This is a genomic window from Candidatus Phycosocius spiralis, assembly GCF_030158815.1.
Taxonomy (GTDB): domain Bacteria; phylum Pseudomonadota; class Alphaproteobacteria; order Caulobacterales; family Aquidulcibacteraceae; genus Aquidulcibacter; species Aquidulcibacter spiralis.
Window position 1 is genome coordinate 45,581 of record NZ_BPFZ01000007.1, and the last position, 18,220, is coordinate 63,800.

At 53.6% G+C, this 18,220-nt stretch carries 16 protein-coding genes and 1 pseudogene; 4 read left to right on the forward strand and 13 right to left on the reverse strand.

The window, feature by feature from the left end; all coding sequences use genetic code 11:
* Window position 1: 1 nt before the first annotated feature.
* Window positions 2-811, reverse strand: coding sequence for a peptidylprolyl isomerase (locus tag PsB1_RS06650; protein ID WP_284359929.1), 810 nt, complete (start codon window positions 809-811; stop codon window positions 2-4).
* Between the two features lie 19 nt (window positions 812-830).
* A complete protein-coding gene (locus tag PsB1_RS06655; protein ID WP_284359930.1) occupies window positions 831-2,714 on the reverse strand; it encodes a DUF3604 domain-containing protein in 1,884 nt (627 codons plus the stop codon).
* A 344-nt stretch (window positions 2,715-3,058) separates the two neighbouring features.
* On the opposite strand from PsB1_RS06655, the pseudogene PsB1_RS06660 reads away from it, so the two are divergent.
* A pseudogene (locus tag PsB1_RS06660) lies at window positions 3,059-4,212 on the forward strand (IS3 family transposase).
* Between the two features lie 183 nt (window positions 4,213-4,395).
* Here PsB1_RS06660 and PsB1_RS06665 read toward each other — a convergent pair.
* The 9 genes from PsB1_RS06665 to PsB1_RS06700 all read right to left on the reverse strand — a co-directional run bounded on the left by PsB1_RS06665 (window position 4,396) and on the right by PsB1_RS06700 (window position 11,470).
* Window positions 4,396-6,090 (reverse strand): amidohydrolase, encoded by a 1,695-nt coding sequence (locus PsB1_RS06665; protein WP_284359932.1) that lies wholly within the window; start codon window positions 6,088-6,090, stop codon window positions 4,396-4,398.
* A gap of 203 nt (window positions 6,091-6,293) precedes the next feature.
* On the reverse strand, window positions 6,294-7,118 hold the full coding sequence (locus tag PsB1_RS06670; protein WP_284359933.1) for an alginate export family protein: 825 nt from the start codon (window positions 7,116-7,118) through the stop codon (window positions 6,294-6,296).
* Window positions 7,027-7,251, reverse strand: a complete 225-nt coding sequence (locus PsB1_RS11940) for an Arm DNA-binding domain-containing protein (RefSeq protein WP_420887889.1) — start codon at window positions 7,249-7,251, stop codon at window positions 7,027-7,029. The genes PsB1_RS06670 and PsB1_RS11940 overlap by 92 nt, the downstream gene beginning before the upstream one ends.
* Before the next feature lie 281 nt (window positions 7,252-7,532).
* Window positions 7,533-7,817 carry a hypothetical protein gene (locus PsB1_RS06675; RefSeq protein ID WP_284359934.1) on the reverse strand — a complete coding sequence of 95 codons (285 nt, stop codon included), beginning with the start codon at window positions 7,815-7,817 and terminating at the stop codon, window positions 7,533-7,535.
* Between the two features lie 158 nt (window positions 7,818-7,975).
* On the reverse strand, window positions 7,976-8,173 hold the full coding sequence (locus PsB1_RS06680) for a hypothetical protein (protein ID WP_284359935.1): 198 nt from the start codon (window positions 8,171-8,173) through the stop codon (window positions 7,976-7,978).
* Complete coding sequence (locus tag PsB1_RS06685; protein WP_284359936.1) at window positions 8,139-8,504, reverse strand: hypothetical protein; 366 nt, start codon at window positions 8,502-8,504, stop codon at window positions 8,139-8,141. Before PsB1_RS06685 ends, PsB1_RS06680 begins: the two co-directional genes overlap by 35 nt.
* The gene (locus tag PsB1_RS06690) at window positions 8,501-9,028 is read right to left on the reverse strand and encodes a glycoside hydrolase family 108 protein (RefSeq protein WP_284359937.1); all 528 of its coding nucleotides are present in this window, start codon (window positions 9,026-9,028) and stop codon (window positions 8,501-8,503) included. The genes PsB1_RS06685 and PsB1_RS06690 overlap by 4 nt, the downstream gene beginning before the upstream one ends.
* Window positions 9,012-9,317, reverse strand: coding sequence for a hypothetical protein (locus tag PsB1_RS06695; protein ID WP_284359939.1), 306 nt, complete (start codon window positions 9,315-9,317; stop codon window positions 9,012-9,014). Before PsB1_RS06695 ends, PsB1_RS06690 begins: the two co-directional genes overlap by 17 nt.
* Window positions 9,318-9,970: 653 nt before the next feature.
* Complete coding sequence (locus PsB1_RS06700) at window positions 9,971-11,470, reverse strand: sigma-54-dependent transcriptional regulator (protein ID WP_284359940.1); 1,500 nt, start codon at window positions 11,468-11,470, stop codon at window positions 9,971-9,973.
* A gap of 241 nt (window positions 11,471-11,711) precedes the next feature.
* Between PsB1_RS06700 and hisC the strand changes: the two genes are divergently transcribed.
* The 3 genes from hisC (at window position 11,712) to PsB1_RS06715 (ending at window position 15,121) form a co-directional block, all read left to right on the forward strand.
* Complete coding sequence (gene hisC, locus PsB1_RS06705) at window positions 11,712-12,803, forward strand: histidinol-phosphate transaminase (RefSeq protein WP_284359941.1); 1,092 nt, start codon at window positions 11,712-11,714, stop codon at window positions 12,801-12,803.
* The gene (locus tag PsB1_RS06710; protein ID WP_284359942.1) at window positions 12,800-13,723 is read left to right on the forward strand and encodes a prephenate/arogenate dehydrogenase family protein; all 924 of its coding nucleotides are present in this window, start codon (window positions 12,800-12,802) and stop codon (window positions 13,721-13,723) included. Before hisC ends, PsB1_RS06710 begins: the two co-directional genes overlap by 4 nt.
* 168 nt (window positions 13,724-13,891) lie before the next feature.
* Window positions 13,892-15,121 carry an EAL domain-containing protein gene (locus tag PsB1_RS06715; protein ID WP_284359943.1) on the forward strand — a complete coding sequence of 410 codons (1,230 nt, stop codon included), beginning with the start codon at window positions 13,892-13,894 and terminating at the stop codon, window positions 15,119-15,121.
* A 572-nt stretch (window positions 15,122-15,693) separates the two neighbouring features.
* Here PsB1_RS06715 and PsB1_RS06720 read toward each other — a convergent pair.
* Both PsB1_RS06720 and rpoD read right to left on the reverse strand, forming a co-directional pair.
* Entirely contained in the window at window positions 15,694-15,900 is a 207-nt protein-coding gene (locus PsB1_RS06720) for a cold-shock protein (RefSeq protein ID WP_320412723.1), read from the reverse strand.
* Window positions 15,901-16,216: 316 nt separating this feature from the next.
* Complete coding sequence (gene rpoD, locus PsB1_RS06725; RefSeq protein ID WP_284359945.1) at window positions 16,217-18,178, reverse strand: RNA polymerase sigma factor RpoD; 1,962 nt, start codon at window positions 18,176-18,178, stop codon at window positions 16,217-16,219.
* Window positions 18,179-18,220 lie beyond the last annotated feature (42 nt).

Sequence of the window (18,220 nt, forward strand, 5' to 3'; positions counted from 1 at the left end):
ATCACCGGCCGGCCACCTCGACTTTGTAACGCTTGCGGAGCGCCGCGTATCGTGCGGCGGCCGCAGTCTGGCGGCGATCATTCTCCCATTCGCGCTGAACCTCGGTGCGGATGACGGCGAGTGGCGGCGTTTCTGCCGGCACGCGCGCTGACAGGCGAACGAGGTGCTGGCCGTAGCCAGACGCCACCGGGCCCTGCCAGCCCCCGATCGGCATCGTCGCCAGTTCACTGGCCAGGACGCCGCCAAAGTCGCGGGCGACGCGGTCGAGCGGTTCGCCGTTGATGCGGCGCGGCAGCAGCGTTTCCGCACCCAGCCGGTCCGCGTCGCCCCCCGCATCCAAGGCGGCCCTCAACGCCGCGGCATCGGCGCCGACGGGCAGCAGGACCTGTTTGAAACTCACCACCGCAGGACGACGGAACCGGTCGGGGTGCGCCTTCAGATAGGCGGCAAGATCGGCTTCGGTTGGCGCGCTGCTGTCTTCCTCCTCGGCGATCAGTTCGTACTTCTGGCGCACCCGGCGCTTGATCACGGCGTCGTCACGGTCCAGGCCCATCACCACGCCTTCGCGATACAGGATTTCGTCGCGCACCCGCGCCTCGATGATCGCGTCGCGCTCCTGCGGCGTCGGCGGGCGGCCCCACCGCTGGCGGAACTGGTCCTGCATGGCCGCCACCTCAGCGGCGCCGACACGGATGATTTCGCCGCTGCCGCCGCCACCGCCGGGTGTAACGACGCCGTGGAGGGCGAACAGCAGCAGCCCCAGCGCCAAGAAATGCACCAGTGGCTCGCGAAGCAATCCTCGCAACGACATTGCGTCAGCCTATCGGGCTTCAGGACGGCGTGTACCAGATGGGGGAAGTGAAGGCGCGTTCCTGGTGGATGAGCTGCGCCTCGGCCGGCGCCGGCACCTTGAACCGCACCTGGTCGTACGCCGTCCAGCGCGGGGTCGGGATTTCCAGCACGCGGACATAATAGACGGCGCGCTGCTTGGGGTCGAAGCCGGGGTCCCTCCACAGTCCGACCAGTTCGGCAGCGCCGATGCTGTTGCTGTAGGTGGCAGTCTTGAGATTGACGGTGTTGCCCACCGCCGGCAGCTTGCCATTCGCGCCGGGCTTGCGGGCGCCCGCCCATTTGACCTCATAGACCTGTTCATGGGTCTGGCCCCGGGCATCGACCCAGCCCTTGATCACCTGCACCCGGTCGAGATTGGCGCCCTGCGGGTCCTTCATCGCGGCAACCAGGAAGGTAGGGGCCTTGCCGGCCGGGGCGGGCTTCAGGTCGCCGCCCATCGGCACGCCACGGGTATAGCCGGCCCTGACGAGATTGCCGAGGTCGGCGGCGGCAAAGTCATAGCCGCCAAAGAAACGTACCGTCATGCGCGGGCCGGTGGTAGCAAAGGTTTCGCGCCGCTGCATCGCGTCCCACAACGCCTCGCGCGTGTTGGCTTTGGCCCAGACGCCCATGTAGCCGGCGGCGGTCGTATCAAAGCTCAAAAACTGCTTGTTGAAGGGCCGCGTCATCCGATCGGCCGACGGCTCGATCGACGCCAGCTTGCCCCAGTAATTATTCTCCTCGGCCGCAGATAGGGCGGTGTGGGTATCGGTGCCGGCATTGGCGCCGATCTTGAACGGATTGGCACCCAGCGTGCCCTGCAGCCTGAGGCCGCTCTTCAAGGCCTCCCGCCAATATTCGGTGCGAACCATGCCGGGCTCCTTGAGCACGCCGTTCAGATTGCCCCGGTCCCACAGGTCCCAATTTGCGAATTCATCGTTCGGGCTCAGACTGGGGTGGCTTTCCGACTGACCCTTCATCTGGGTCAACTCGACCAGCGGCTCCCAACGCTGGCGCGCAGAAGCGTATTCACGCGTCATCGGCGAGCGGTCGAAGCGGGTTTCCTCGAACATCCGCCCGTTCGACAGATTGCCGTTGTGGGGGATGGCCAGCGCCTTGCCGCCGGTCTTGGCTTCATAGTCCGCCATCCACTTCCACAACCCTTCCGGATCCTGGGTCTCGAAGGACGTGAGCGGGAGCACTTGGCCGGCCTTGTCGGCCCCGTCGCGCAGGACGACATTGCGGTGCAGATTGTTCCCGTCATCGGCATTCACCGTCCACTCATAGCCGATCATTGCGGTGAACTTGCCCGGTTCGTTGTATCGGTCGGCGATCTCGATCGTCCGCTTCCAAGCGGAGACCATCCACTTGGGATCCGTCATGGCCTTTGGCAGCTGCTGGGCCACCTGCAAGTCCACCGCTTCCAGCATCACTTTGTTGCGCAGGTTCGCGTCCGAACTCTTGAGGGCGGCATTCATTCGCTTCAGGAATTCGTCGTTTCCGATCATCTCGGGATTGCCGGAACGGATTTCGCTGATGGTTCCCATCCCGTCGGAATGGTCAGTGATCACCATCCAGTCGAGCGCGCGGTTCAGCTTCGCCTTCTGCCCGCTGTTGGATGTCACTTCGTCGCCGCGCGCGAAACGGAAGGCATCCTCCGGACCGAGGATCGCGCCGTCGATGCCCGCGTCCGCCGACCAGCCGGTGTGGACATGGGTGTCGCCGAAATAGGCGCGGTCGGGATAGGCGGTATCCTTGACCTCGCCGCTGCCGGTGACCTGCTTGACTTGGCCCTCGGCAATGGCCTGAATGGTTCGACCGAAGCTGCCCAGCAGCAAGGTTGAGCCGAGCAACAGCACGGCAACGGCAGATGAAATGCGCATCCTAATTCCCTCCCGTTGGACAGGTCTACGCAACTGCAGCGCCGTCGGCATAGCCTTGCAAATAGGCTCGACCCATATGCCTCGCGATGTTCGCCGATGAACGCGACAATGGCCTTTGGAATGCCCAAGCTCACGCTGGATCGGACCTTGCCTTAAGCTTAGGAGGATAGCAATTGCTATGAAACTGTCAAGATACTGATGCCATGGGTGTTATCGGCGTGATGATGTCGAAGTCATCAAGAGGGCGCGGTGATGCTGAACTCGGCAAGGCAACTTGAAATGTGGACTTGTAACGGTTTTGTTCCGGGTGGTGAGATGTAAATCACCTAATCAGGAGTAGAATCATGACACAGGTATACGGAGAAGAGTTTCGTCGTGAGGCGGTGCGTTTGGCATTGACCAGCGGTTTGACGCGTGAGCGTGTGGCGGCCGATCTTGGGATTGGCAAGTCGACGCTGGGCAAGTGGATCCAATTAGCAGGGAGACATGATGGCGAGGGCATCAGGTCAGCACCGGGCAATTTGCCGACAGACTTTGACTTGTTGAAAGAGAACGAACGGCTTCGTCATGAAAACAAGGTTCTGCGCGAGGAGAGGGAGATCTTAAAAAAGGCCACTGCCTTCTTCGCGAGCCAAAAGTGATGCGATTTGCGTTCATCCAGAAATGGCGTCATATCTGGCGCATTGAAACGATGTGCCGGGTCATGGACGTCACGGCGCGCGGCTTTCGGGCTTGAGTCAACCGGCCCATGAGCACGCGGGTGCGTGGCGACATGCGGCTGCTAGCCCATATCAAAGACCAATACACCCAATCTCTTGGAACCTATGGCCGATCTCGCATGACGGCAGAGCTCAAGGAAATTGGTTTGAAGGTTGGAGAAAGGCGGGTGGGTCGGTTGATGCGTATCCATGGTGTCGTCCCGGTTCGGACGCACCGTTACAAAGTCACGACTGACAGCAATCACAAACATGGATATGCCGAAAACCTCTTGGCGTGCGACTTTCAGGCTGATGGTCCCAATCAGAAATGGGCAGGCGATATCAGTTATATCTGGACAGCTGAAGGCTGGCTCTATCTGGCCGTCGTTCTGGACCTTCATTCACGCCTCGTAATCGGCTGGGCAGTCAGTGACCGGATGAAAAAAGACCTCGCAATCAGGGCATTCGATATGGCTGCACGGCTGCGTAATCCCCCACCTGGGTGTATCTTCCATAGCGACCGCGGCAGTCAATACGCTTCGGGTGATTACCAGAAGCGCCTTGGTGCCTACACAATGAAACCGTCCATGAGCGCAACCGGGAATTGCTACGACAACTCCGCCGTCGAGACATTCTTCAAGACCATCAAAGCCGAACCGATCTGGCGGTACCGCTGGGCCACACGCAAGCAAGCCCATACAGCCATCTTTGAATACATCAATGGCTTTTATAATCCGCGCCGCCGACACTCATACTTGGGCGGCATCAGCCCACTGGCTTTCGAAGCAAAAGTGGCCTAACAAGAGATACCACACCGGAACGAAACCGTTACAAGTCCAGCTCCAGCCAAATGGTTCGCGCAGAGGTGCGGATGCCGGACGCAAGCCGTGTCCGGGTGACGAGACAAATACCGGCGAACTGCTCAATGCGCATCGGCGGGCCTTCACTCAGTTTGGATGTTTGCCCGCCGCGGCCGCCACGGTCTATTTGCGGCGATAGATCGTATGGCCTTCCTTGATCGTTTCCTCGACCTTGATCTGGTCGATTGTTTCTGGATCGACCGCGGTCGGATCGGCCGAAAGGATCACGAAATCGGCAAGCTTGCCGACCTTCAGCGAGCCTTTCCGGTCTTCCTCGTAATGCTGATAGGCAGGCCAGATCGTCATCGCCTTAAGGCCAGTCATAACGTCGACCCGCTGCGATGCCCCAAGGATATCGCCGCTGCGCGAACGACGCGTGACCGTGGCATCGAGCACCCGCATTGAGTCTGGGAAGGCAACCGGCGCATCGTGGTGCGTGGTGAAGATCATCTTGCGCTCGCGGACCCAGCCGGTGGGAGAGATATTGTCGGCATCGACTGGGCCGATCGTGTGATCACGGTGCCAGTCGCCCCAGTAGAAGGTGTGCATCGGGAATAACGAGGGGATCACGCCGAGCCGGTCGAAGGACGCGATCTGGTCCTTGCGCAGGAACTGGCCGTGGATCAGCACCGGCCGGCGGTCACCCTTGCCGTGGTGCTTTTCGGCCTGCCCGAGCGCGGCGATCAGCAGGTCGCTCGCCGCCTCGCCGTTGGAATGGGTCAGCAGCTGGACATTATTGGCATAGGCCCAGTCGACCGCATCGAACACCTGTTCGCGGGTGGCGGCCGGATAGCCGACATAGTCAGGCGGATATTCGCCCACGGGGGCGAAATAGGGATGATCGCGCCAGGCGGTGAAGCCTTGCGGCGAACCGTCGATGGTGAGCTTGCCGCCCCCCACGCGGAAGCGCTTGACGTAATCGGGCGAAGACTTGGCCTTGGCCATGTCGCGGTCAACCAGCACGTCGATGTAGGCGACCACGTCGATCGGCAACAGGCCCGCGCCCGCCGCTCCTTCGAGCTGAGCGATCGTGCCTGCAGTGGCGCGGCCTTCCTGAGCGGTGGTGTAGCCGAATCGAGCCCAAAGGTCGGTGCCGGACTTGACGATCCCCAGCACCGCTTCGCCGTCGAACACCGTGAACATCTTGCCCAGGCTCATGAAATGGGCGGTTTCCTCGAACACCCCGTCAGGTTCGCCATCGCTTCGCTTCCGGATGATGCCGCCTTCAGGGGAGGGCGTTTTGCGGGTGATGCCGAGCTTGGCGAGCCCGACCGAATTGGTCGCGCCGAAATGCCCGGACTGGTGGATGAGATAGATCGGGATTGTGGTCGAAATCGCGTCGAGATCGTCGCGGGTCGGGTGGCGAGCCTCGGCGAGACTGGCATTGTCGTAGCCAAAGCCGAGGATGATACCATACCGGTCGACCATCGCCTGGTTGTCCTTGATCCACTGGCGGATCACTGTGATCATGGAAGGAATGTCCTTCACATCACCATCGGGGGGAGCGAGCAGATTGGCGCTCATCGCTTGCAAACCGCCGCCGGTGACATGACCGTGGGCGTCGACAAAACCGGGTAGCAACGTTCTCCCTGCGAGGCCGATGACCTCGGTTTTGGGCCCCTTGAATTTCATCACCTCGGCGACGCTACCGACCGCGACGATCTTGCCGTCATCCTCGGCGATCGCCTCGGCGCGCATTGCCTCGTCCTCCATGGTGATGATCGGCCCGCCGGTCCAGATCCGGTCGGCGTTCTGAGCTAGCGCCGTGCTAGCGGAGGATGCCAGCAGTGCCAGTGCGGTCAAACGGAATGCGCGCATGAAATTCCCCTTACCTTTTCAATATAGTCCACCGAAAAAGGGCGAGCAAAGGCTAATTGCGTGACCGAACGACAAAACCACTTATTCAGTGTTCGGAGGTCCACAAAGCCCACAAATCATCTTGATCGTTCCCGAAGGCGCAATATCATTATCATCGCAGAAAATGGTGATCAATGATCAGCAAAAAATCGGTCTCCGTATTGCTAGAAATTGAAGACGAGATTGACGTACCCTCCGGTCCACGCCGGGACGCCGCCCGGCACTGTGTTCTCGATTCCCTCACCCGGTTCTGAGATCGTGGCTCCAGCCGATAAAAATAGATTGCGAGTGATGACTCTATTGTATTCGAGGAAAATGTCGTCTGAGACGTGAGAGGCCGTGACCCCGGCGACAACATTGGGCAGATCGCCGCCGGTCCCGAAATCGACGCGTTCGGCCTGTCCGAATTGCAACGGACTGCGCAGTTGGTTGGCGTCGATTCTGGTCAAGCGTAGCGTCAACGTGTCCTTGGGCGACGGCTGCACCCGGAAGGCTACGCCGTGCGCACGCACGTTTGAATTGATGAACACCATCGAGGACTTGGACCCGGTCGACCACGCACTGGGCGAGCCTTCGTAGAACAACGGATCGAACCGCTCGAGCCCGGGCGTGTCGGGATCGTCGCCCGAGAATGTCTGGAAGCTGTAGGTGATCGAGGGGCGCCACTTGGCTTTTGCGAAGGTATAGCCCACCTGCACCCGTCCGGCCCAGGCCGATTGATCGATCCGGTTGTTCCACTGGTAGGTACCGTCAATCGCGAAAAGCCAGTTTTCCAGCGCGCCCTTGAGTTTGCCGGTGCCCGCATAGAAATTGACCGTGTTGGTGCCGTCACGCATGGCCTTTGCTATGACCAGCCCACCTTTTCCGGCCAAAGCTTTTACCCGTTCACTCGGGCTCTCAGATAAGTCGACGCCCTTGGTCGCCTCGGTGATGACTTCGCGCGCGGTTGCGCGCTGCTTCAGGAGTCCAAGGCAAACCGTGTTCGCCAATTGTCATCCAGCGTTGTTGACGGATGACGCGATACTTTACGCAATAGGTCTTCCGGCCACTCGACGAGATCCGAAGCATGAAACCACGCAGCTCAATATCCCAAATCCGCGTGTCCCCAGTCTCCGGCGGCATCGCTGAATCGACAAATCGCTTATTGATTTTTGCCTTCAAAACGTCTTACAAAGTTAACTTCCTATGCCATATTTATGCTATCAATCGACCCCATCACGCGACACCATCATCTCAAAAATGGCGAAGTTTGGACCGATTTTCAGCTTTTTTTGCTACCAATTTGCTACCAAATGGGAAAAATTCAGTAACAAGCTGTCCCATAATATTAGAAGAAAATCTATGTGACACAATATATTATGAAAAATTGTGACAAGCCGTGAAAACGCGAAAAAACGAGGGCCTCACTGTTGGTAATGATGGGGTCGCAAGTTCAATCCTGTTTGCAGCACCAGTGTTTTCAATGGCTTATGTCTAAAAGATAATGCGTTCATCCCATCCAGTCGCCCCAGAGCTTGATTAGCCCGGTCCAATAAGGCGAACAGGGGCTCCAACTGAAGCGGCGGATTGGGCGGTAAGGGCGGCGGAATAAAGGCGCGCACCACTTCCCCACCAGCGACCGTTTCACGGTGTTGGCCCAGCCGATTTGAAGGGCTAATATCAAATGATGCGGAGGTTGGACTATTCACACACGCGTTCATAGCGAAAGTCGTTATTAAAGGAAAGCAGCTTTTACGTTATTAGGAAAGGCACATTGTAGAGATATCGAAACAACTCAATCCGACACAATGGAATGTAGATACCAAACATGCGCCACAAAGCCCGTTTGCTAACCATAATCTGGAAATTACTGCCGCCACCAAGGTTTTTTTGGTGCGTTGGCTTTATTGATGGTGTCTATGATTGAGATCGCCGCTTCTCGGCGTGCATCGCACAATTCGAGATCGGCACTTTGTTGAACCGAAAAAGCCGCCAGCGCACCAATTGTTAGACCATCCGTGCTTGGCCGCTCAGTCCTTGGGCAGGTTTTGATGGTTTCTGGCACCGTTACGCTCAGGCTGGGTGCTGGCGTTGCGCAGGCCGTCAATGCCATTACCCCAAGCAGCGGCAACATCAGGGGGTACAAACGCATCAGCCGATGGGAGCGCTTCAATTTCTTTTGTGACATACTGCACCTCATGCGTAATACGCCTTTCTGTCTGCGTCACACGGTCTATCGCTTTGGCGGTGGCTTTGCTGACCAAGGCTTCTGCCTGTGCTACCTTGGCAGCTTGTTTGGCTTTTGCGACTTGGGTTGTAAGAAACGTCATGTAGCCAGAGAGAATACATAAAGCCAAAAGCAAAAAGCCAATGAGATATGCTTTCCAATGGATCATGCGACACCGACATCTTCTAAAGCCACAGCCCTGACTTCGTTGATGCGACGGAACCACCCTTTGCCAAACGTGGCAAAAGTTCGCAGTTGCGATACAAAAGAAGCGCGCCGGGCCATGATAGCTTGAACCAAAGATCCTGAAGGAAGTGTGGTGGCCGCTTCAATCGTACGCGGTCCGATTATGCCATCGTCTTTTAGACCACAGGCAAGTTGCAGATAACGAATGGCCCGATGAACGCCGCTATTCACAGCCAAATCTAAAACCGCATAATCCACACCAACAGGCAAATTATCGCCGCGTATGGCATCCCAATACATCAATTTATAAATGGAGCTGACTTCATTGTATTTGATGTTGGCAACCGATTGAATTGGCAGCTTTGCGTTACGCCTAAACGAATCATATACCGCCTGAGTGACACCGAAATTTGTAGCCCCACCTGGGTCTTTTGGGTGATCAACAAACCCACCTTCATGCTTTAAAATGCGGGGCAAAAGCTCTAAAAATCTATTGGTTTTTTTCATGTTCATCCTCGTTCACGTTCACTTCGACGGCTCCAGCTTTCAAAGAGAATGAACTGATGCCGTCTTTAGTAAGAAACAGGGCAAGCCCAATCATGAAAATATTGGCTAAAAGCGCGATACCCAGCCATTGCACCCGCGCTTCTGCCGTCTCAATCGGCCAGCCACCGCGCCACAAAATCAACACCAACCCCACCGCCGATAAAGTCAAAGGAATAGGTGCAGCAATCCGAATACCTTCTCCAATCCAAGGCCAACCGGGAAATTTACCGGGAAATTTAAATGTATTCATGATATGACTTCCTGCATGGCTCTATCAAGCTCACCTAAAGGTGTGGCGGTGATCTTGAGTTGACCTGCCATGACCTGACTCACCACAAAGCTAAGTTCGCTTTAGGCTAGGGGGAGATTGATTGGGTTAGTCTAATCCGGCCGGAGGAAATGGTGGATAAAGTTTAAAGCAGAAAGCCGATTTTGTTTGCTGGAAGCAAGAATTTGGTGCTAACAAGCGTTTTGACCATCTTGCCTAGACCATGGTACACAAGATGACGAAATATGTAATCATGAATAAGATGAAAGTTTACACAGAATTGGCTAAGTAACTAGTGTCGAAGCCTTATTCTATCCAATTAACACGATGGCGAACAAGATGGACTGGAGAGTTTTGCAAATTGATGACAAAGGAGCTTGTGAAGCATCTAACCTAGCGACGGATGATGATTTAAAACCACTATTGTGTGGTTCGCCATGCATTTTCACTTTGATTTCCCGCCTGGTTCATAGATAAAAATTTAGAGCCTTGGAATGTTTTAGTTTGGCTGAATTCATACGACCTCTGATACCTTAAAGGGCCATCAAATGCACTGAGGTTTGTCCAATCATTTGAATTCGATATTGTTCAATTGTCTTAACCACAAATGGAAAGTAAAACTCTCATCTTCGATTTTATCCAGCCGCTTGGGTTATATGCTCAACAAGATCATATTCTTTCAACTTGCGGTACAGTGTAGAACGCCCAATGCCAAGACGACGGGCAACTTCTGTCATGTGTCCAGCGTAAAGATCAATCGCACATTCAATCAAGTCGCGCTCAATTTGCTCCAAGGTGCGCAAATGGCCGGCCGGATCAAAGATAGCAACTGAACTTGTGTGGTCTAGGGCCGCCGCTAACCCATCGCCTTTCGCGGGCATATTGGCTAGGTCTAGGCCAATTGGTGCCCCTTGAGACGTCTTGGGCGCATCATTTTCCCCGCTCTGCACTGGAAAATGAGGTAATGCCATTTGAATATGGGGAAAATCCTCTGGCTGAAGAAAATCTCCATCACTGAGAACAACCGCCCGAAACACCGCATTCTCTAATTGTCGGACATTACCTGGCCAGTCAAATTTTTGCAGCATCATCAAGGCGTGAGGTGAGATACCCAAAACGCACTTACCCTCTTCGGCATTGATCCGGGTTACAAAATGCTTCACCAAATCTTGGATATCTTCCATGCGATCACGCAGTGGCGGCACGTCGATGGGAAATACATTAAGGCGATAATAGAGATCCTCACGAAACCTCCCTTCCGCTACCAGTTTGGCCAAATCCTTATTGGTTGCAGCAATCATGCGCACATCAAGCTTGATTGGGCGCTTGGAGCCAATTGGATCAACCTCACCCTCTTGGAGAGCACGTAACAATTTCACTTGCATGTCCAATGGCAGCTCACCAACTTCATCAAGGAATAGCGTGCCCCCGGCTGCCTCTTGGAACTTACCTAAATGACGCTCATGCGCACCGGTAAAAGCCCCTTTTTCATGGCCAAACAAAATGCTTTCCACAAGGTTTTCAGGTATTGCGCCACAATTAACGGTTATGATCGGGCGTCCGGATCGCTCACTTTCGCCATGGATCGCTCGGGCAATCACTTCCTTACCCACACCACTTTCGCCCAAGATTAGCACGGGAATGTTAGATGCAGCTGCGCGTTGACCCAAGCGAATGACCTGACGCATCGCGAAAGCCCCCGCTACCATGTCAATAAAAGTGAACGTGCCTGTAGCTTTTTTCTTGAGCCGTTTGACCTCTCCAGATAATTCCCCCACTTTAAGCGCGTTGCGAATAGAAACCAATACACGCTCTGGGCTTGCAGGCTTTACAAAAAAATCTGATGCGCCAGCTTGCATCGCCTTAACAACGGTGTCGATGCCCCCTGAGGCCGTTAACACAATAATGGGCAGATCATCGCGTTTAGTTCTGATTGCAGCCAAAGCTTCCATGCCAGATACACCAGGCATGATCAAATCTAACAAGACGACATCCACGGCTGGATCCAAGGCTTGTGCGATGGCTTGTGCGCCATCCTCGGCAGAGCGCGTCGCAAACCCTTGGCGCTCAACTGCGGCCTGTAGCAAACGACGTTGCGATGGATCGTCATCGACGATCAGCACGGTCTTACTCATTCTACCCACCAATTTCTGACTATTAGATTGTTCAACTCTCGGCCTCCTAGAAATCACATTTTTATAAGCTAAGGACCAGTTCTGTCGTTGTGTCTAAGGACCGGATGTAAAGGCTGGCTTAAAATGGCACACAAGATCTTCATAAACTGCACATCCTACCCCTTGACCAAAGCCAGCCACAACGCCATGCCCACAGGGGTACACCCATCCCATTCAAACCAACATTATATAGGCCCGTTTCATGCCAGTTACCCCGCTTCCCGGTATTCTAGATATTGCCCCCTATAAGGGTGGAGAAGCCGTCATTGCCGGCATTGAAAGGCCTTGGAAACTCTCCTCTAACGAAAATCCATTGGGCTGTAGCCCTTTAGCGCAACACGCCTATCAAACTGCGGCAAAGGATTTAGCCACTTATCCAGACGGCGATCATGCCAAGTTACGTGAAGCCATTGCCCAGCTTTATGGTTTGGATCGCCACCGCATCATGTGCGGCAATGGTTCAGATGAGATTTTCCAGCTCCTGGGGCGGGCTTTTCTTGATCAAGGCGATGAAGTGGTGCAATCCGAACATGGATTTCTGGTTTATCGACTAACAGCACAGCAGGCTGGGGCGGTATGTATTTCTGCGCCTGAAACACATCTAACAGCGAATGTTGACGCTTTATTGGCCTGTGTCACCGCTAAGACAAAACTCCTTTTCTTGGCCAATCCGAATAATCCCACAGGCACCTATTTGCCCTACGCCCAGATTAAACGCCTTCACGCCGACTTGCCCGAACATGTGCTCCTTGTTCTTGATGCGGCTTATAGTGAATATGTTCTTAGCAATGATTATGCATCGGGGTTGGAGCTGGCAGGTGAGGCCAACAATGTATTGATGACGCGTACCTTTTCCAAAATCCATGGTTTGGCCGCGGCCCGTGTGGGCTGGTGTTATGGACCCCAAATTGTCATTGATGCACTCAACCGCGTGCGGGGGCCATTCAATGTAAGTGCGCCTGGCCTAGCTGCCGCAGAAGCAGCAATTTTGGACCATGCATTTTGCAATCAAAGCATCGCGTTCAATAGCCAGTGGCTGGACTGGATGAGTCGTCATATCGCAGAAATTGGTTTGGATGTTGTACCCAGTGTTGGCAATTTTATATTGGTGAAATTTCCAAGCCAAAGCTCTAAATCCGCGTCCATGGCAGACAGCTTTCTGCGTTCACGCGGGGTGATTGTCAGGCCAGTGCGTGCCTATGGGCTTGATGATTATCTGCGCATTTCTATAGGCCTTGAAACCCCCAACCGCTTGGTGGTCTCTAGTCTTGAAGAATTTATGGGCCAGCCATGAAACTTGATGCCAAGGTGAATATGGCCATCATAGGCATAGGTCTTATCGGATCCTCCTTGGCTAGAGCCGTTCATCATTATGATCTTGCTGAACGTGTTGCCCTATATGATTTGGATCCTTTAGTACGTCAGCGCGCCCAAGAGCTTGGGTTGGGGATGGTGTGTGAAACCGTGGTCCAAGCAGTTAAAGACGCCGAGCTTGTTGTCTTGTGCACCCCACCTAGTAGCATTGCAGAGATTGGAAGCCAAATTGTCGGGGCCCTAAAGCTGGGGGCCATCTTAACCGATGTTAGCTCTGTCAAAGTTGCGATGATTGATCAATTGGCACCAATCGTACCTGACCATTGTTTTTTTGTGCCAGGACATCCGATAGCAGGAGCGGAGAGGTCGGGCCCCGATGCTGGCTTTGCCAGTTTGTTTGTCAATCGTTGGGCGATTTTAACCCCGCTTAACGATAGTCGCCATGGCTATGGTGAAGCGGTGGTGCGTCTTTCACGTTTGTGGGAAGCTATGGGCGCTAAGGTCGAATTAATGGACCCTATGCGCCATGATCAGGTGCTGGCAATGACCAGCCACTTACCCCATCTGATCGCCTTTTGTTTGGTCGCGACGGCGCAGGATATGGAAACACTTACCGATAGCGAAGTGGTTAAGTATTCCGCCGGCGGATTTCGTGACTTCACAAGGATTGCCGCTTCTGACCCAACCATGTGGCGGGATGTTTTTTTATTGAACAAAGATGCGATCTTAGATCTATTGGGACGCTTTTCAGAAGATTTAACAGCCCTGCGGCGCGCAATCCGGTGGAGCGATGGGGCGACCTTGTTTTCGACATTTGAACGCGCCCGCAAAATGCGCCGAGATGTTATTGATGCCGGACAAGATGTTGATGCCCCCAATTTTGGACGCGATCGCCGCTGATTTGGTGCTGGTTTTGATCAAATGGATCCATCATGGCATTTGGAATCCTATTGCCTAGTCTTAAGCTAGGTGCCCCAAGCCTTATGGCAAAGATAGCAAAATAAACCAATCATTAACCAGTTCAGTCTTGATGTTGAAAGGTCATTCTAGCACTTTCGGGAGAAACCCGTGCAAGCCCTAGTTCACATCTTCATATTTTTGATCTACGCCATAGCGGGCATTGGACTTGGCGCTTATTCGCATTTTGTCGCTGAAGTCAGCACGGCGGTGAGTGTGTGTATGGGTGGGCTGCTATGCGTGGCTTCTGGGCTTTTTCATCTGGCTTTTGCACCACGAAGGTCGAACTTGTCTAAGGAAGAGCGGCTCGGTCTTGATCGTGAGTTACAGGCAATTAAGGACAGCCAAACGGCCACCCATCAGGAAATCGAAGCGCTAAAGACCCATGTCGTTGAAGATGCGACTACGCGCGAAGCCAAATTTACCCGCGAAGTACAACAGCTAGCTACCTTGCTCAATCATTATATTCAAGGCGGCGAGAAAAGATCCAACCCTTCTGGTCAAGACAATCCTGCCACTGCCCCCCAACGTTCAGATCAAAGCTTGCTTTCAGCGATACGCTCTGCGCTGGAAGAAAACCGGGTTGAGCTGCATTTGCAACCTATCGTGGCGCTACCTCAACGCAAAATCGTCTATTATGAGGGTTTTACACGCCTGCGCGACCCATCTGGCGCTGTTATTCTTCCAAGTGAATTCATGCGTGTTGCCGAACCATCCGGCTTGGTTGGGGAGATTGATAACATGCTTCTTTTACGCTGTGTGCAAATTGCGCGCCGTTTAATCAAGCATGATCGTCGCATGGCCATCTTTTGCAATATTTCAACCACCAGTCTGGCAGATGAGACCTTCTTTCCCCAATTCATGACGTTTTTGCGCGACAATCGAGACCTTGCAGGTTCGATAATCTTTGAACTGTCCCGTCATTCCTTTGAAAAAATTGCAATGGTGGCAGAGCGAAATATGGGCCGCTTGTTTGACTTAGGGTTCCGCTTTTCCCTTGACCGTTGTGACACGATCGATCTTGATTTGCGCAAACTAGAACGAATGGGCGTTCGCTATGTGAAAATCTCTGGCGAAAAATTAGTCCAACAATTGGTAGAAACCAAAACATTACCAGTCACTGGGCTTAATAGAGAGTTTGACCCTGCCGACGTTTCAGCAGTTTTCTCACGCTATGGTGTTGAATTAATTGCTGATCGCGTGGAATCAGAGCGTACCATTGTTGAGATCTTAGAACTTGACATTACCCACGCCCAAGGAAATTTGTTCGGCCGGCCGCGATCAAGCACAGATGTTCTCAATGCTGCAAACGAAGCACCGCGCCTTCGCATGGTGAGTTAGCCCCCTAGGCACTTGCCTAGGAGTGACCTCAAGGCAATTAAGCCTGCTTTCTGACAATGTAACGCAATCTTGCTGCTGGAATGGCTGAGGTGCCTTAGACCAAGTCTAACCGCTATTTCATTTCAGTCTAAGGATTGCGCAAGAACTGTCTGCTTGCATCAGGGCCAGTGGGCAACAAGTCAGTAAGTCACAACGGTGTTTGCTTTGCGCTTTGAAGCAAAAGCCCCTCTGCACTTGCCCCAAGACATGCGCGCCAGCCTATTGGCGCAGCTGGATCACTCCGGAGAAGATGTGTTAGACAGCTTCGCGCAAGTTTATCGAACTCAATTACATAAACACCCCGTGAAAGCAAATGCAAGATGCCCGTACCCGGCTACACAAATTGCTTGATAGCGCCAGCAAGCCGCCACCGCGCAAGAAAACCAGACCCAGCCGCGCAACCTTTAAAATGCGCTTAGACTATAAAATCTAGCACGGTAGCGTTAAACAGCTGCGTGGTAGGAGCGAGTATCAATAAAGGATGGGGCTATCTTTTACCTCGAACGTCGATACCGCCACCGATCCTGATTTATTTATAGGAGCTGGAGTTCAGAAGCTGCTGTCTTACCGCGCTCGGTCTTCAGCTCGAAACTAATTTTTTGGCCGTCATTGAGACCATTAAGCCCTGATTGCTCTACCGCACTGATGTGCACAAACACATCGCCGCCACCCCCGTCAGGTTGTATAAAGCCATAGCCTTTGGTTGCGTTAAACCACTTAACAACTCCGGTCGCCATCATGGGACCCTTTCCTTCTGTCGGGCCGCATCGCTTGCTTACAGCCACTGTGACCATGCGATATCCGGCACGGCATTCGGCATCTTAGAAGCATGGAAGGACGCCAAGATGGCCCCAATTTGGGGTAGATTCTAGGCGACGATGGTACCAGGTTCGTCGATCACAGTCTGATTAGCATAGTCAACATAATGAGACAAACTAAAAACGATCCCACTTGATCAAGTTAGTTTGAACAAGCAAATAAGCAAAGACAAACCAGATGAAACCATGTTGCAGTCTGTTTCCATATACACCCATTTTGCTTTCGTATTTGAGAAGACTAATTATCGAGGAAGCTACGAAGTTTACGCGACCTAGAAGGGTGCTTAAGCTTGCGCAACGCCTTGGCTTCGATTTGTCGGATGCGTTCGCGTGTTACACTGAACTGCTGGCCGACTTCTTCAAGCGTATGATCGGTGTTCATCCCAATGCCAAAGCGCATCCGAAGCACGCGTTCTTCGCGCGGGGTCAAACTTGCTAATACACGCGTTGTGGTCTCACGTAGATTGGACTGAATGGCAGCTTCCACTGGCAAAATCGCATTCTTATCTTCGATGAAATCGCCCAAATGGCTGTCTTCCTCATCACCGATGGGCGTTTCAAGGCTGATGGGCTCCTTAGCGATTTTCATCACCTTGCGGACTTTTTCTAGCGGCAAGCCGAGCTTTTCGGATAATTCTTCTGGCGTAGGTTCGCGGCCGATCTCATGGAGCATTTGGCGAGACGTACGCACCAACTTATTGATCGTCTCAATCATATGCACCGGGATACGAATGGTGCGCGCTTGGTCCGCAATCGAGCGGGTAATGGCTTGGCGGATCCACCAAGTGGCGTAGGTGGAGAATTTATAGCCACGGCGATATTCAAACTTATCCACTGCCTTCATCAAGCCAATATTGCCTTCTTGGATCAGGTCCAAGAATTGCAAACCTCGGTTGGTATATTTCTTCGCAATCGAGATCACCAGACGCAGATTGGCTTCTACCATTTCCTTTTTTGCTTGACGCGCCTCACGTTCGCCCTTTTGCACGGTTTGGACGATTCGTCGGAATTCATCGATGGGTACACCTGTTTCTTGCGCCAGCGCATAGATTTCAGAGCGGATTTCTTCCACACGATCGCGCTGGTCGACACCAAAACGTGTCCAGGTCTTCGATTTATCCTTGACCCTATCGGTCCAGTTAGGGTCCATCTCGTGACCTTGATACTCATGGGCAAAATCAGGGCGCGCGACGCCACAACTTTCTGCCAAACGCATCAACTTGCCTTCAAGACCGATGGAGCGTTTGTTGATCGTATAGAGTTGCTCAACAAGTGCCTCGATACGTGCATTATTGAGTTTAAGGCTTTTTAGTTCTTCGATGATGCTATTTTGCAATACGTCCATGGCGATCATGTCATCTTGGGTGATAGAGACACCACGGATACGCGCATCCAATGAGCGATCTTTGAGGGCGCGGAAAGCGTCAAAATGGGCAGCCACCGTGTCCAAAATGGTCATAATGCCTTCGCGCAATTCGCCTTCCATCGCCGACATCGAGAGAGCAGCACCCTCATCATCTTCTGCCTCTGAGCGGGCGACGCGGGCCGCACGGGCGGCGTCTTCATCCTCTTCATCTTCATTGCTGACGATGATTTCTTCTTCTTCTTCTTCCTCTTCATCAACCACAGGGGGCGCATTTTCGGCACCATAGGTTGCTTCCAAGTCGATGATTTCACGCAACAACACCCGTCCAGTTTGCAACTCATCGCGCCATACCATGATGGCTTCAAAGGTTAGCGGGCTTTCGCATAGGCCGCGGATCATCGCATCGCGACCGGCCTCGATCCTTTTGGCGATGGCGATTTCACCCTCGCGCGATAAAAGCTCAACCGCACCCATTTCGCGTAAATACATGCGGACGGGATCGTCGGTGCGATCTTGGCCTTCTTTGGTATTGCCGGTTTGTATCACGATAGCTGAACTGGACGAGGACACAGTTGTCACTTCGCCACTGTCATCTTGGCTATCATCTTCAGCTTCAATCAGATTAACGCCCATCTCACTGAGCTGGGCCATCACATCTTCAATCTGCTCAGAGGTGAAATCTTCTGAAGGCAAGATTTTATTAAGCTCATCGACTGTGACCCAGCCACGCAGCTTACCCGCCTTGATGAATTTCTTTACCGCCGCATTGTTTAAGTCCAGAAGTGGCGCATCGGGGGCCTCTGCTGATTGCGCTTCTTCAACTTTTTCTACCATGAATGTGCCGCCTCTTGGTTTCGCCATGTCGTCACATGACGC

Bases quoted from the DNA above. Each gene is read 5' to 3' on its own strand.
- PsB1_RS06650 (WP_284359929.1), bottom strand. From the start codon at position 811: ATGTCGTTGCGAGGATTGCTTCGCGAGCCACTGGTGCATTTCTTGGCG.
- PsB1_RS06655 (WP_284359930.1), bottom strand. From the start codon at position 2,714: ATGCGCATTTCATCTGCCGTTGCCGTGCTGTTGCTCGGCTCAACCTTG.
- PsB1_RS06665 (WP_284359932.1), bottom strand. From the start codon at position 6,090: ATGCGCGCATTCCGTTTGACCGCACTGGCACTGCTGGCATCCTCCGCT.
- PsB1_RS11940 (WP_420887889.1), bottom strand. From the start codon at position 7,251: ATGCCGCCGGAGACTGGGGACACGCGGATTTGGGATATTGAGCTGCGT.
- PsB1_RS06685 (WP_284359936.1), bottom strand. From the start codon at position 8,504: ATGATCCATTGGAAAGCATATCTCATTGGCTTTTTGCTTTTGGCTTTA.
- PsB1_RS06690 (WP_284359937.1), bottom strand. From the start codon at position 9,028: ATGAAAAAAACCAATAGATTTTTAGAGCTTTTGCCCCGCATTTTAAAG.
- PsB1_RS06695 (WP_284359939.1), bottom strand. From the start codon at position 9,317: ATGAATACATTTAAATTTCCCGGTAAATTTCCCGGTTGGCCTTGGATT.
- PsB1_RS06700 (WP_284359940.1), bottom strand. From the start codon at position 11,470: ATGAGTAAGACCGTGCTGATCGTCGATGACGATCCATCGCAACGTCGT.
- hisC (WP_284359941.1), top strand. From the start codon at position 11,712: ATGCCAGTTACCCCGCTTCCCGGTATTCTAGATATTGCCCCCTATAAG.
- PsB1_RS06710 (WP_284359942.1), top strand. From the start codon at position 12,800: ATGAAACTTGATGCCAAGGTGAATATGGCCATCATAGGCATAGGTCTT.
- PsB1_RS06720 (WP_320412723.1), bottom strand. From the start codon at position 15,900: ATGATGGCGACCGGAGTTGTTAAGTGGTTTAACGCAACCAAAGGCTAT.
- rpoD (WP_284359945.1), bottom strand. From the start codon at position 18,178: ATGGTAGAAAAAGTTGAAGAAGCGCAATCAGCAGAGGCCCCCGATGCG.